The sequence below is a fragment of the Hydrogenophaga sp. 70-12 genome, from assembly GCF_001897365.1.
Classification (GTDB): Bacteria; Pseudomonadota; Gammaproteobacteria; order Burkholderiales; family Burkholderiaceae_C; genus Hydrogenophaga; species Hydrogenophaga borbori.
The window spans coordinates 1-13563 of sequence record NZ_MKSS01000161.1 but is presented as its reverse complement, the minus strand read 5'-3'; the positions used below and the strand labels follow the sequence as shown (position 1 = coordinate 13563).

The following is a 13563-nucleotide window of genomic DNA, read 5'->3' as shown; positions in this document are numbered from 1 at the left end:
AAAGAAACCAAGGTCACGCTGGGCGGCTGCGGCGGCTGATCGCCGCGCACCCCTTCCGAGATTCAACGTACACAGGAGTCCCCCATGGCTGATCCGATGCGCATCCGCGCCGCCGTTGCCGACGGCGAAACCACCGTCCGCGTGCTCATGTCGCACATCATGGAGCCTGGCACGCGCCGCGACGCGTCCGGCAACCTCATCCCCGGTCACTTCATCACGAGCGTCGACTGCACCCACAACGGCAAGACCGTGCTGCAGGCGCAGTTCACCGGTGCCGTGGCCCAGAACCCCTTCCTGTCCTTCAAGTTCAAGGGCGGTGCCAAGGGCGACAAGATCGTCGTGAAGTGGAGCGACAACAAGGGCGACTCGCGCACCGACGAAGCGGCGATCGCCTGAGTACCCCCCACGCGGCCATCCGTCCAGGGCGGGGCGGGTGGCCGCCGGTTTTCCGACAACGCCTGAGAAGAGGAGATCTCCCCATGAAGCGACCTGTTTCCCGCGCCATCGCCTTTGCGGCGCTGGTGCTTGGCGCCGCTGCCGCGCACGCGCAATCGTCCACGGCCGACGGCATCGCCAAGTACCGCGAGATGCTGCAGGACGGTAACCCCGCCGAACTGTTCGAAATGAAGGGCGAAGAGCTCTGGAAACAAAAGCGTGGGCCGAAGAAGGCCTCGCTGGAGCAGTGCGACCTGGGCAAGGGCCCGGGCGTGATCAAGGGCGCCTTCGTGGAACTGCCGCGCTACTTCAAGGACACCAACCGGGTGGAAGACCTGGAGGGCCGCATCATCACCTGCATGGAAACCCTGCAGGGCTTCAACGGCGACGAGGTTCGCAAGACGCCGTTTCGCCGCGGGGAAATGGCCAACGTGACGGCGATCGCCACCTATGTGGCCACCGCGTCCAAGGGCATGAAGATGGATCTGCCGCAGTCGCATCCGCAGGAAAAGATGATGTACGAGACGGGCAAGCGCCTGTTCTTCACGCGCGGCGGCACGCACGACTTCTCCTGCGCTTCCTGCCACGGTGCGGACGACAAGCGCATCCGCCTGCAGGACCTGCCCAACCTCACCAAGAACCCGGGCGACGGCGTCGGCTTCGCCGCCTGGCCGGCCTACCGCGTGTCCAACGCGCAGATGTGGGGCATGCAGCTGCGCCTGAACGACTGCTTCCGCCAGATGCGCTGGCCCGAGCCCAAGTTCGGCAGCGACGCCACGCTGGCGCTGAGCGTCTACATGGGCGTCAACGCCAAGGGCGCCGAGTCCGCCGTGCCCGCGATCAAGCGCTGAAGAGGAGACCCACGATGAACAAGAAGACCATCCTCGCCATCCTGCCGCTGGCCGCGCTGCTCGCCGCCTGCTCGATGCCGCCCTCGCAGGCCGACGTCGAGAAGGCCACGGCCGACATGATGAAGAACTCCTTCCAGGCCAAGGGCATCGCCACCCTGGATCGCCTGGAGCAGGATCAGGCCAACGCCACCTGCCTGCAAGCCGATCTCTCGGGCAAGCCCCTGGACGAGAAGCTCGCCAAGGCGGTCGAGGAGGCCAACATGAAGACCATCAAATGGCCTTCCGATGGCAAGTTCCTGGGCGACTGGAAAGAGGGCGAGAAGATCGCCCAGAGCGGCCGTGGCCTGACCTGGACCGACGACGCGAAGCAGGCCAACGGGGGCAACTGCTACAACTGCCACCAGATCAGCAAGGAAGAGATCTCCTTCGGCACCCTGGGCCCCAGCCTCTACAACTACGGCAAGCTGCGCGGCGTGAGCGACCCGAACGCCGCGGGTTCCAAGGCCATCGTCGAGTACACCTGGGGCAAGCTCTACAACGCGCGGGCCTACAACGCCTGCTCGCAGATGCCGCGCGCCGGCCACAAGGGCATCCTCAACGAGACGCAGCTCAAGCACGTGATGGCGCTGCTGCTCGACCCGAACTCGCCCGTCAACAAGTGATCCCTGCAGCCCGGCGGCCCCTGTGCCGCCGGGCTTTTTTGTGCGTTTGAATATCAGCATTTGCTTCTAGAGAGAGTGCCCCATGAGCCTGAGCCGTCGTGAATTCATGCAACTGCTGGCCGCCGCGAGCGCCGCCGGCATGGCGCTCGACCACCGCGACGCCCTCGCCGCCAGCGCCGGCGCCGGCGAGCGCCTGTACGACGTGCCCAGCTTCGGCAACGTCAGCTTCCTGCACTTCACCGACTGCCACGCGCAGCTCACGCCGGTGTATTTCCGCGAGCCCAGCATGAACCTGGGCGTGGGCGGCGCCACCGGCAAGGCCCCGCACCTGGTGGGCGAGGCCCTGCTCAAGCACTTCAAGATCCGTCCCGGCACCGCCCAGGCGCACGCCTTCAGCTACCTCGACTTCGCCCAGGCCGCCAAGACCTACGGCAAGGTGGGGGGCTTCGCGCACCTGGCCACGCTGGTCAAGCGGCTGCGCTCGGGCCGCCCGCACGCCTGGCTGCTGGACGGCGGCGACACCTGGCAGGGCTCGGCCACCTCGCTGTGGACCAACGCGCAGGACATGGTCGACGCCTGCAAGAAGCTCGGCGTGGACATCATGACCTCGCACTGGGAGCACACCTTCGGTGCCAAGCGCGTGCAGGAGATCGTCGAGAAGGACCTGAAGGGCCACATGGAATTCCTGGCCCACAACATCAAGACCACCGACTTCGAGGACCTGGTGTTCAAGCCCTACACCATCCGCGAAATGAACGGCGTGCCGGTCGCCGTCATCGGCCAGGCTTTTCCGTACACGCCCATCGCCAACCCGCGCTACATGGTGCCCGACTGGACCTTCGGCATCCAGGAGGACCACCTGCAGAAGATGGTGGACGAGGTGCGTGGCAAGGGCGCTCAGGTGGTGGTGTTGCTCTCGCACAACGGCATGGACGTGGACCTGAAGCTGGCCTCGCGCGTCAGCGGCATCGACGCCATCCTGGGCGGCCACACGCACGACGGCATGCCCGCGCCCACCGTGGTGAAGAACCCCGGCGGCCAGACCCTGGTCACCAACGCCGGCTCCAACACCAAGTTCCTCGGCGTGCTCGACTTCGACGTGCGCGGCGGCAAGGTTCAGGGCTACCAGTACAAGCTCATGCCCATCTTCGCCAACCTGCTGCCGGCCGACGCCGACATGCAGGCCTTCATCGACGGCGTGCGCGCGCCCTACAAGGCCCGGCTGGAAGAGAAACTGGCCGTCACCGAGGACCTGCTCTACCGCCGCGGCAACTTCAACGGTTCCTGGGACCAGGTCATCTGCGACGCGCTGATCGACGTGAAGGGCGCGGACCTGTGCTTCTCGCCGGGCGTGCGCTGGGGCACCTCGCTGCTGCCGGGTGACACCATCACCATGGAAGCGCTGATGGACCAGACGGCCATCACCTACCCCTCGACCACGCTCAACGAATTCACCGGCGCGCAGATCAAGGACATCCTGGAAGACGTGGCCGACAACATCTTCAACCCCGACCCCTACTACCAGCAGGGCGGCGACATGGTGCGCGTGGGCGGCATGCAGTACGCCATCGCGCCGAACGAGCGCATGGGCCAGCGCATCCAGAACATGCGGCTCAAGGGCAAGCCCGTGGAGGCCGACAAGACCTACAAGGTGGCCGGCTGGGCCTCGGTGCAGGAGGGCGTCAAGGGCGAGCCGGTGTGGGACGTCGTGGCCGGCCACCTGCGCGCCAGGAAGGTGGTCAAGGGCGTGAAGATCAACACCCCGACGCTGGTGGGCATGAAGGGCAACCCGGGCATGGCGGCCTGACTGAGGCCGCGCCCATGAAAAAAGCCACCGCCCGCGGGGGCGATGGCTGTCAAAACCAAACCTTGGAAAGGAAGGGGCCCGAGGGCCCCGGGGCGGGGCCGCGAGGCCCCGCTGTCACGATCAGAAGTCGTGACGGATGCCAGCGGCGTACAGGCGGCGCTCGGCGACCTCGGTGCCGGCGCCGTTCTCGGCGTCGCCATTGAGGTAGGCGGCGTACACGCGGGTGCGCTTGGACAGCGAGTAGGTCACGCCGAAAGCCAGGCCCTTGGACTTGGCGGTGTCGACACCGGCGTTCTCGGACTTGTTGTAGGCGTAGCCCACCGAGAAGTCCCAGGGACCCATCGGCATGTTGGCGCCGACCACGAAGCCGTTGGACTCCAGGGTGCCCTGCTCGGCCATGTTGTAGCCAGCGGAGACGCGCACGGCGCCGAAGTCGTAGGCGCCGGCCAGGGTGGTGTACTCACGCTTGGTGGCCGACACCTCGTGGTTCTGCTCCTGGTAGCCCAGGCCCACGTCCAGGGGGCCGCTGCGGTAGCGCAGGTTGAAGGCGGTCACGTCGCGCTTGACCGGCGAGGCCTGCTCGTCCAGGCCGTAGCTGATGCCGCCGGTGAAGCCGCCGAAGTTCGGCGACTCATAGCGGATCTGGTTGCTGCTGCGCGAGGAGTAGTCGGCCACGTGGCCCACGGCGACGCCACCCACGCTGTTGACGTAGGCGATCTTGGTCGGCGAGAACTCCGAATCCCACAGCGCGCTGCCGACGCTGATGTCGCGGATGTCGTCGAAGGCGGTCTCGGTGCGGCCGAGCTTGACCGCGCCGAAGCCACCCGTCAGGCCGACGATGGACTGGCGATCGAAACCGGCGCCGAAGGCGGCGCCGGTGTCCACGCCCAGCGTGGTCTCGAGCTGGAAGATGGCCTTGAGGCCGCCACCGAGGTCTTCGGTGCCGCGAAAGCCCAGGCGGCTGGTGCTCAGCAGGCCGCTGGACAGCTGCGACTGGCTTTGGGCGGCGCCCGACGCGCCGGCCTTCTCGGAGCCGAGGGAGGCGTCGAGGCGGCCGTAGACGCTGACGCTGGACTGCGCCATGGCGGCGCCGCTGATGGTGGCCAGGGCGGCCAGAGCAATCAGGCTCTTTTTCATGGAATGGTTTCTCCGTTGGGGGGTCTCGGGCCCTGAGAGGACCCGTGCCTCCCGCACCGTGCGGGACGACGGGCCTATTCCACGTGGCGAAGATAACCGTCTGATTACATTTGTAATGGTTTGCCCTATTTACAACGAGCATCCTTAGGTGTTGGAAGGGCTTTCGCGCCGTTGGCATGAAGTTGTGCGCACGGGCGTCTGAGGGTTATCACGGATTAATGTTGGGCTAAGAGGGGCGCCCGAGCATGCGGCGCATGAACTCCCGAACCCCTCCCTCCCACCCGCGCCTTGGCGCAGGCCGCTCGCCCCGCGCGCCGGACGCCGCGCCACGCGGGCCCTTGTCGCTGCGGCCCCTGGTGGGCGCGGCCCGCGAAGGCGGCCTGGACCTGATCCGGCGCCGCTTCGAGCGGGAACACCAGGCGCGGCTCACGCACTTCATGCCGGGCCTGCTGGGCCTCATGGACGCCGACAACGCGATCGTGGGCGCGGCGGGCTGCCGGCCCGCCGCCGGTGGCGCGCTGTTCCTGGAGCGCTACATCGATGTGCCGATCGAGGCCGCGATCGCGGCCGAGACGGGCGAGCCCGTGGCGCGACACGAGGTGGTGGAGGTGGGCAACCTCGCGGCCGAGGGCCCGGGCAGCGCCCGCCTGCTCATCGTCGCGTTGACCGATTGGCTGGCCACGCAGGGCTACCGGTGGGTCGCCTTCACCGGCACGCGCGGCCTGCTGAACAGTTTTCGCCGCCTGGGCCTGGCGCCGCGCGTGCTGGCCCCCGCCGACCCCGCGCGCATGGGCGATGCCTTGCCGCAGTGGGGCCGCTATTACACCCAGCAGCCCCAGGTGGTGTTCGGCGAGATCCCGCCCGCGCAGCGCCAGCTGTCGCGCCACCCCGGCACGCCGGGCTGGTGGCTGGACGGGGAGTGAGCCATGCCGTCCAAGCTTTCCACCGAACATTTCTGGCAGACGCTGCTCGCGCACGGCGATCGACCGGCGCTCAGCGATGGCACGCAGCGCCTGGACTACGCCGAGCTGGTCCGGCAGGTGCAGCGGCGCCGTGCCCAGCTCGCCGGCTTCGGCGCGCGCCGCGTGGCCCTGTGCCTGGACAACGGCATCGACTGGGTGCTCTGGGACCTCGCCCTGCTGAGCGAGGGCCTGGTCTGCGTGCCCGTGCCGGCTTTCTTCTCGCCCGCGCAGCAGCGCCACGTGGTCGACAGCTCGGGGGTGGACACGCTCATCGGTCCGCTGGCCCCCTGGTCGCAGGAGGCGGGCTTTCGCCCCGTGGCGCCGGGCCTGAGCCAGCGCCCGGTGGCCGACGCGCCACCGGTGTTCCCCGGCACGGTGAAGATCACCTACACCTCGGGCACCACGGGCCTGCCCAAGGGCGTGTGCCTCGACGCGCCGGCCATGCTCGCCGTGGCGGCCAGCCTCTGGGACGTGGTGGGGGCCAGCGGCGCGCGCCAGCACCTGGCCGTGCTGCCCTTGGCCACGCTGCTGGAGAACGTGGCCGGCGTGTACGCGCCGCTGCTGGGCGGCGCCCGCACCGAACTGCGGCCCATGGCCGAGATCGGCCTGCTGGGCGCGAGCGGGCTTGACCTGCCGCGCCTGCTCAGGCGCCTGGGCGAGAGCCAGCCGCACAGCCTGATCCTGCTGCCGCAATTGCTGCAGGCCCTGGTGGGCGCGGTCGAGCACGGCTGGACGCCGCCGCCCAGCCTGCGGTTCATCGCCGTGGGCGGCGCGCACGTGGCGCCTTCGCTGCTGCGCCGCGCGGTGGCCGCGCGCCTGCCGGTGTTCGAAGGCTACGGCCTGTCCGAGTGCGCCTCGGTGGTGTGCCTGAACGCGCCGAACGACAACCGCATCGGCACCGTGGGCCGGCCGCTGCCGCACGCGCGCGTGCGGCTGGCCGACGACGGCGAGGTGCTCGTGCAGGGCGCGCGCGCCCTGGGCTACCTGGGTGAAGCGCCCGAGACCGGCGAATGGCTGGCCACCGGCGACCTCGGTCGCTTCGACGAGGCAGGCCATCTGCTGCTGAGCGGGCGCAAGAAGCACCAGTTCATCACCGCCTACGGCCGCAACGTCAACCCCGAATGGGTGGAGTCGGAGCTGGTCCAGCAGGCGCCGATCGCGCAGGCCTGGCTGTACGGCGAGGCCCTGCCCGAGAACCTGGCCGTGCTGGTGCCCCGACACGCCGGCGTGAGCGACGGCGAACTGGCCGCCGCCGTGGCCGCCGTCAACCAGACCCTGCCCGACTACGCGCGCGCGCACCACTGGCGGCGCGCCGCGCAAGCCTTCAGCGCGGACAACGGCCTGGCCACCAGCAATGGCCGCCTGCGGCGCGACGCGCTGCGAGCGCATTACCACGCGGCCCTGGCCGCGATCGATCCCACCTCCCGACCCAAGGACATCGCATGAACTTCTTCGACCAATTGCAGGCGCAGACCGCCAGCGAACGGGCCTACCTGCTGGGCGCGCCCATCATCGGCCAGGCCATGGAAGGCCGTGTGTCGACGGCCGACTACATCGCCTTCCTGACCCAGGCCTACCACCACGTCAAGCACACGGTGCCGCTGCTCATGGCCTGTGGCGCGCGCCTGCCCGATCGCCTGGAATGGCTGCGCCAGGCCGTGGCCGAGTACATCGAGGAGGAGTACGGCCACCAGGAGTGGATCCTCAACGACATCGCGGCCTGCGGCGGCGACCCCGACGCGGTGCGCCGCGGCGAGCCCTCGCTGCCCACCGAGCTCATGGTCGGCTACGTGTACGACCGCATCGCCCGCCACAACCCGGTGAGCTTCTTCGGCATGGTCAACGTGCTCGAAGGCACCAGCATCCAGCTCGCCTCGCGCGCGGCCGGGCGCATCCAGGAAACGCTGGGCCTGCCAGGCAAGGCCTTCAGCTACCTCAGCTCGCACGGCGCGCTGGACCTCGACCACATCCAGCTGTTCGCCGGCCTGGTCAACCGCCTCGACGACGAGGGCGACCGCCAGGCCGTGCTGCACACGGCCCGCGTCGTCTACCGCCTCTATGGCGACCTGTTCCGCGCGCTGCGCCCGCACGAGCAGCCGGCCGCGCTCGCCGCCTGAAAGGAAGGCCCCCCATGAATCTGGCATCGAGCCGCTGGGTCGTCACCGGCGCCAGCGGCGGCATCGGGCAGGCGCTGGTCGAGGAGCTGTGCCGGCGCGGCGCGCGGGTGCTCGTCGCGGGCCGGCAGGCCGACACCCTGCACGCCCTGGCCGAGAGCCACCCGCAGCGCGTGCGCGTGGTGGTGGCCGACCTGCGCACGCCCGCCGGCCGCCAGGCCGTGGTGGACGCCGCGCGCGACATCGGCCACGTCGACGGCCTCATCAACGCCGCCGGCGTCAACCACTTCGGCCTCTTCGACGGCATGGACGACGCGGCCATCGAGCAGATGGTCGCGCTCAACCTCACGGCCACCCTGCAGCTCACACACGCGATGCTGCCGCTGCTGCGCGAGCGCCCGCGCGCCACGGTGGCGTTCCTCGGTTCCATCTTCGGCTCCATCGGTTACCCGGGCCAGGCGGTCTACAGCGCCACCAAGTTCGCGCTGCGCGGCTTCGCCGAGGCGCTGCGCCGCGAACTGGCCGACGGCCCGGTGCGCGTGCTGTACGCCGCCCCGCGCTCCACCCGCACGGCGATGAACGCCGACGCCATGGTGCAGATGAACCGGCAGCTGCAGGTGGCCATGGACCCGCCCGAGACCGTGGCACGCCGCATCGCCGACGCGCTGCGCGACGAGCGCAAGGAAATCTACCTGGGCAGCCCCGAGAAGTTTTTCGTCCGCCTCAACGGCCTGCTGCCGCGCCTGGTGGACCGTGCGCTGCGCAAGCAGCTGCCCGTCATCCAGCGCTTCGCGCGCCAACCCACCCAAGGAACCGCCTCGCCATGAAAACCCGACACCACCTCCTCGCCATCACCCTCGCCGCCGCCTTGGGCGCGGGCCTGAGCCTGCCGGCCCTGGCCCTGGGCGACGCCGCCCGCCAGCAGCTCGAGGGCATCCAGGCCCGCTGGGCCGAGGTGAACTACAAGCTGCCCGACAAGCAGCGCGAAGCCGCCTTCGCCGATCTCGCGCAGCAGGCCGCGCAGGCCGTGACCGCCGAGCCCGCGGCGGCCGAACTGCGCATCTGGCACGGCATCGTGCTCAGCACCTACGCGGGCGCCAAGGGCGGTTTGGGCGCGCTCGATCTGGTGAAGAAGGCCAAGGCCGAACTGGAAGAGGCGCTCAAGCTCGATCCCAAGGCGCTCGACGGCTCGGCCTACACCAGCCTGGGCAGCCTGTACTACCAGGTGCCGGGCTGGCCGCTGGGCTTTGGCGACGACGCCAAGGCCGAGGCCCTGCTCAAGCAGGCGCTGGCGATCAACCCCGACGGCATCGACCCCAACTTCTTCTATGGCGACTTCCTGCTGCGCAAGAAGCGCTACCCGCAGGCCAAGGCCGCGCTGGAGAAAGCCCTCGCGGCGCCCGACCGAGCGGGCCGCACGGCCGCCGACGAAGGCCGCCGCAGCGAAATCCGCCAGCGGCTGAAGGACATCGAAAGCCGCCTGTGACGCGGCACCGCCGCGCTTCTTGACGGGCATCAAGCCGGCGCGCGCGGGCGCGCCGCAAGCTGCGGGCGGCTTCAAGGAGTTGCCATGCCCCTCAAACAGATCCTCGTCCACATGGACGCGGACGAACGCAGCCTGGAGCGCCTGCGCATCGCCCGCCAACTGGCCCACGCGCACGGCGCCGTGCTGGACGCGCTTTACGCCGCGAGCCTGGTGCCGCTGGCGATGCCATACCCCGAACTTGGCGAGAACGCGGCCAGCCTGCTGCAGCGCGAGCTGCAGCGCTGCGCGCAGGCGCGCGCGGCCTTCGAGCGCGACATGCGCCGCCCCGATGGCACAGCCACCTGGAGTGAGCTGACGGTGTTTCCGCTGATCGAGGGCTTCGCCGAGCAGGCGCTGTTCGCCGACCTGTTGGTACTGGGCCAGCACGACCCGGGCAGGCAGCACGCGCCCGACGTGCCGCCCGACTTCGTCGAAGGGGTGCTGGCCGCCAGCGGGCGGCCCGCGCTGGTGGTGCCTTACACCGGCCAGTTCGAGGCCTTGCCGCGGTGCATCGCCATTGCCTGGAAGCCCGGCCGCGAGGCGATGCGCGCGGTGATCGCCGCGCTGCCACTGCTGCAGCGCGCCGAGCGGGTGCACGTGCTGGGCTGGGGCGCCGAACCGGGGCCGCTGGTGCAAGGCCCCCGGCTGGACCTGCGCGGCTGGCTGAGGCTGCACGGCGTCTCGGTGCAATGGCACCGGGAAGACCAGGAACCCGCGGACCTGGGCGAGGTGCTGTTGTCGCGCGTCTGCGACCTGTCGGCCGACCTGCTGGTGATGGGCTGCTACGGCCACGCACGCGTGCGCGAATGGGTCCTGGGCGGGGTCAGCCGCACCGTACTTGGGTCCATGACGCTGCCGGTGCTGATGTCGCACTGAGGCGGCGCCCCGGGCGCGGCCTCAGGCCAGGTCCGTGGGCCGGATGACCATCACCGGCGACGGCGCGAGCCGGATGATCTGCTCGGCGCCGCTGCCCAGCAGCAGGCGGTTGACGCCGCGCCGGCCGTGCGTGCCCAGCACGATCAGGTCGGCCCGCCAGTCGCGCGCCGCCTGCGCCACCGATTCGCCCAGCCGCGGGCCGAGTTCATCAATGAGCAGCGAATCGCAGGCCACCCCGGCGGCCTTGACGGTCGCCATCGCCTCGTCCAAGGCCTCGCGGGCCCAGGTGCGCGCGGTGCCGAGCAAATCCACCGTGGCCTCGTAGCCGCTCACGTACATCATCTGATCGATGGCGTGCATCACGCGGATCTGCCCGTCCATGGCGCGGGCCAGCTGGATGGCGGCCTCGAGCGCCCTCTTGGAGGTCTCGCTGCCATCCACGGGCACGAGGATTCGCTTGAACGGGTTCATGGAGGTCTCCGCATGGAACGTTGAACGATGGCCCCACTGTGCCTGGGCGCGCGCGGAACCGCTTTGCGATGGATCAACAACGCCCGCGGGCGGCGGGCCTATCGTCACCGGCAGTACCACTTTTCCCCGAAAGGACCGCGCCATGCCCCGCATCGAATGGATTCTGGTGGCCAGTGCCACGCACGCGCGCCTGCTGCAGCGCGAACCCGGTTTGCCCCTGGTGCTGATCGCCACCTTCTCGCATCCCGAAGGCCGGCTCAAGGCCAGCGAACTCGGTGACGACCGCGCGGGCCATGAGCGCGCCGACCGCCGCGGTCAAGGCGGCGTGGCCCTGGAGCCCCGCCTGGACGCGCACCGCAAGGAGCATCAGCGCTTCGCGCGCGAACTCGCCGAGCACCTGGAGGCCGGCGCGCGGTCCCAGGCCTATCGCGCGCTGGTGGTGTTCGCGGGCAAGCCCTTTCTCGGCGAGCTTCGCGACGCGCTGGGCGATGGCGCGCGCCGCCTGCTCAAGGCCAGCCTGCCCGTGGACCTGAGCCAGGTGAGCGCGCTCGAACTGGACCAGCGCGTGCGCGATGAGCTGGCGTCCGCCTGAGGCGCGCGCATGGCCCCCGTCGCCGCCTTCCTGGAAGAGCTCGCGCGGCGTGCCGGTGTTGCCTTCGAGGTGGTGCTGCCCGGCGGCGGCCGCCTGAAGGCGGGCGAGGGCGCCCCCGCCTTTGGCCTGCACTTTCGCAGCGAGGGCGCGCTCGCGGCCACGCTGCTGCGCGGCCACATGGGCCTGCTCGAGGCCTACTTCGATGGCCAGGTCGATCTGGCCGGGCCCCTGAACCGGGCCCTGGCCGCGGGCCTGAGCGCCGGCTTCGACCTACAGGCCTCGGTGGTGAACAGCGTGGAGAACCGCCTGCTCGAGCGGGGACAGAGCAACCGCGACCGCGCCCAGGCCAAACGCAACGCCTGCGCGCACTACGACCTGGGCGAGGCCTTCTATCGGCTCTGGCTCGACGAGCCGCTCAAGATGTACACCTGCGCCTACTGGCGCGAGGGCTGCACCTCGCTGGAGCAGGCGCAGCGCGACAAGATCGACCACGTCTGCCGCAAGCTGCGCCTGGCGCGTGGCGAGCGCTACGTGGACCTGGGCTGCGGCTTTGGCGGCTTTCTGCTGCGCGCCTGGGAGACCACGGGGGCGATCGGCACCGGCATCAACACCGCCACCGGCCAGGTGCAGTGGCTGCGCGAGTCGCTGGAGCGCCAGGGCCTGGCGCCCACGCTGTCGGTGCGCGAGGCCGATTTCCGCGACGTGGGCGAGTGCTTCGACAAGCTGGTGTCCATCGGCGTGCTGGAACACGCCGGCCGCGACCAGCTGGCCGAGGTGATCCAGGCCCACGCCGACTGCCTGCGCCCGGGAGGCATCGGCATGCTGCACTTCATCGGCCACGTGGGACCGCGCGACACCGAGCCCTTCATCCGCAAGCACGTCTTCCCCGGCGGCTGGATTCCCGCGCTCAGCGAGGTGATGCAGGAGATGGAGCGCTGCGGGCTCGAGGTGCTCGACGTGGAGAACCTGCGCCGCCATTACGCGCTCACGCTCGATGAGTGGGCGCGGCGCTTCGCGCAGCGCTGGCCCGAGATCCAGGCGCTGGACCCCGCGCGGTTCGACGAACGCTTCCGCCGCATCTGGACTGTCTACCTCGTGGGCTGCGCCGAACTGTTCCGCTCACCCGTCGGTTGCACCCACCTGTTCCAGGTGCTGTTCAGCAAAGGCAACGCGGGCCGCGCCGCCTACCCCATGACGCGGGACCATGTCTACGCCGTCGATGCCCCAGGCGCGCGCGGCACGTGAAGCGCAGCGCGCGCACGCGGCCCGCGTCCGCGCGGTCGCCGAGCGGCTGCGCCAGGACCCATCGCGCAAGCCCCTGGCCCTGGACAAGCGCACCTCCAACCTGTTCCGCCATCGCCAGCGCGCGGCGCGCCAGCGGCTGGACCTGAGTGGCCTGAACCAGGTGCTGGGCGCCGACACACAGGCGGGCTGGGTGGACGCCGAGGGCATGCTCACCTATGAGGACCTGGTGGCCTGGACCCTGCCGCGCGGGGCCATGCCCGCGGTGGTGCCGCAGCTCAAGACCATCACCGTGGGCGGAGCGCTCGCGGGCGTGGGCATCGAGGCCACCTCGTTCCGTCACGGCCTGGTGCACGAGACCATGAGCGCGCTGGAGGTGCTGCTGCCCGGTGGCGAGGTGGTGCACTGCACGGCCGACAACGAGCACGCCGATCTCTTCCACGGCTTCCCGAACGCCTACGGCACCCTGGGCTATGCGCTGAGCGCTCGGCTTCGCACCCTGCCCACACAGCCCTTCGTGCACGTGCACCACCAGCGCTTCGACGACCCGCGGGCGTTCTTCGACGCCCTGGCCGCGGCCTGCGCGCCCCTGCCGGCGGGTGTCGGCCCCGACTTCGTCGATGGCGTGCTGTTCGGTCCGCGCGAGCAGGTGCTCAGCCTGGCGCGCTTCGTGCCCGAGGCCGCGCGCGCCAGCGACTACACCTGGCTCGACATCTACCACGAGTCGCTGCGGCGGCGCGAGGAGGACACGCTGACCACCGCCGGCTACCTGTGGCGCTGGGACACCGACTGGTTCTGGTGCTCGCGCCGCTTCGGCCTGCAGCACCGCTGGCTGCGCCATCTGCTGGGGCGGCGGTACCTGAATTCGCGCACCTACACGCGCTGGATG

15 protein-coding genes are annotated in these 13563 nt (G+C 70.1%); 13 read left to right on the top strand and 2 right to left on the bottom strand.

Annotation, left to right across the window (positions count from 1 at the left end):
* The first annotated feature begins 84 nt into the window (after positions 1 to 84).
* The 4 genes from soxZ to soxB all read left to right on the top strand — a co-directional run bounded on the left by soxZ (position 85) and on the right by soxB (position 3755).
* Positions 85 to 396, top strand: a complete 312-nt coding sequence (gene soxZ / locus BGO22_RS09795) for a thiosulfate oxidation carrier complex protein SoxZ (protein WP_083293140.1) — start codon at positions 85 to 87, stop codon at positions 394 to 396.
* Between the two features lie 83 nt (positions 397 to 479).
* The gene (gene soxA / locus BGO22_RS09790) at positions 480 to 1286 is read left to right on the top strand and encodes a sulfur oxidation c-type cytochrome SoxA (RefSeq protein WP_070398944.1); all 807 of its coding nucleotides are present in this window, start codon (positions 480 to 482) and stop codon (positions 1284 to 1286) included.
* Between the two features lie 14 nt (positions 1287 to 1300).
* Positions 1301 to 1948, top strand: coding sequence for a sulfur oxidation c-type cytochrome SoxX (soxX, locus tag BGO22_RS09785; protein WP_070398943.1), 648 nt, complete (start codon positions 1301 to 1303; stop codon positions 1946 to 1948).
* Between the two features lie 82 nt (positions 1949 to 2030).
* Complete coding sequence (gene soxB, locus BGO22_RS09780) at positions 2031 to 3755, top strand: thiosulfohydrolase SoxB (RefSeq protein WP_070398942.1); 1725 nt, start codon at positions 2031 to 2033, stop codon at positions 3753 to 3755.
* A gap of 120 nt (positions 3756 to 3875) precedes the next feature.
* Here the strand turns inward: soxB and BGO22_RS09775 are convergent, their stop codons facing one another.
* Complete coding sequence (locus BGO22_RS09775; RefSeq protein WP_070398941.1) at positions 3876 to 4892, bottom strand: porin; 1017 nt, start codon at positions 4890 to 4892, stop codon at positions 3876 to 3878.
* 338 nt (positions 4893 to 5230) lie between these two features.
* On the opposite strand from BGO22_RS09775, the gene BGO22_RS09770 reads away from it, so the two are divergent.
* The 6 genes from BGO22_RS09770 to BGO22_RS09745 all read left to right on the top strand — a co-directional run bounded on the left by BGO22_RS09770 (position 5231) and on the right by BGO22_RS09745 (position 10369).
* Positions 5231 to 5815 (top strand): thermostable hemolysin, encoded by a 585-nt coding sequence (locus BGO22_RS09770; protein ID WP_070398940.1) that lies wholly within the window; start codon positions 5231 to 5233, stop codon positions 5813 to 5815.
* 3 nt (positions 5816 to 5818) lie between these two features.
* The gene (locus BGO22_RS09765; protein ID WP_070398939.1) at positions 5819 to 7300 is read left to right on the top strand and encodes an AMP-binding protein; all 1482 of its coding nucleotides are present in this window, start codon (positions 5819 to 5821) and stop codon (positions 7298 to 7300) included.
* Entirely contained in the window at positions 7297 to 7971 is a 675-nt protein-coding gene (locus BGO22_RS09760) for an iron-containing redox enzyme family protein (protein WP_070398938.1), read from the top strand. Before BGO22_RS09765 ends, BGO22_RS09760 begins: the two co-directional genes overlap by 4 nt.
* Positions 7972 to 7985: 14 nt before the next feature.
* Positions 7986 to 8795, top strand: a complete 810-nt coding sequence (locus tag BGO22_RS09755) for an SDR family oxidoreductase (RefSeq protein ID WP_070398937.1) — start codon at positions 7986 to 7988, stop codon at positions 8793 to 8795.
* Complete coding sequence (locus tag BGO22_RS09750) at positions 8792 to 9454, top strand: tetratricopeptide repeat protein (RefSeq protein ID WP_070398936.1); 663 nt, start codon at positions 8792 to 8794, stop codon at positions 9452 to 9454. The genes BGO22_RS09755 and BGO22_RS09750 overlap by 4 nt, the downstream gene beginning before the upstream one ends.
* Positions 9455 to 9538: 84 nt before the next feature.
* The gene (locus BGO22_RS09745) at positions 9539 to 10369 is read left to right on the top strand and encodes a universal stress protein (RefSeq protein ID WP_070398935.1); all 831 of its coding nucleotides are present in this window, start codon (positions 9539 to 9541) and stop codon (positions 10367 to 10369) included.
* Between the two features lie 21 nt (positions 10370 to 10390).
* Here BGO22_RS09745 and BGO22_RS09740 read toward each other — a convergent pair whose 3' ends face one another.
* On the bottom strand, positions 10391 to 10840 hold the full coding sequence (locus BGO22_RS09740; RefSeq protein WP_070398934.1) for a universal stress protein: 450 nt from the start codon (positions 10838 to 10840) through the stop codon (positions 10391 to 10393).
* 142 nt (positions 10841 to 10982) lie between these two features.
* On the opposite strand from BGO22_RS09740, the gene BGO22_RS09735 reads away from it, so the two are divergent.
* The 3 genes from BGO22_RS09735 to BGO22_RS09725 form a co-directional block, all read left to right on the top strand.
* Positions 10983 to 11432 carry a host attachment protein gene (locus BGO22_RS09735; RefSeq protein WP_070398933.1) on the top strand — a complete coding sequence of 150 codons (450 nt, stop codon included), beginning with the start codon at positions 10983 to 10985 and terminating at the stop codon, positions 11430 to 11432.
* Between the two features lie 9 nt (positions 11433 to 11441).
* A complete protein-coding gene (locus tag BGO22_RS09730; protein ID WP_070398932.1) occupies positions 11442 to 12677 on the top strand; it encodes an SAM-dependent methyltransferase in 1236 nt (411 codons plus the stop codon).
* Positions 12637 to 13563, top strand: a 927-nt coding sequence (locus BGO22_RS09725) for an FAD-binding oxidoreductase (protein ID WP_286850498.1), incomplete at its 3' end; no start/stop codon positions are given. The genes BGO22_RS09730 and BGO22_RS09725, both read left to right, overlap by 41 nt.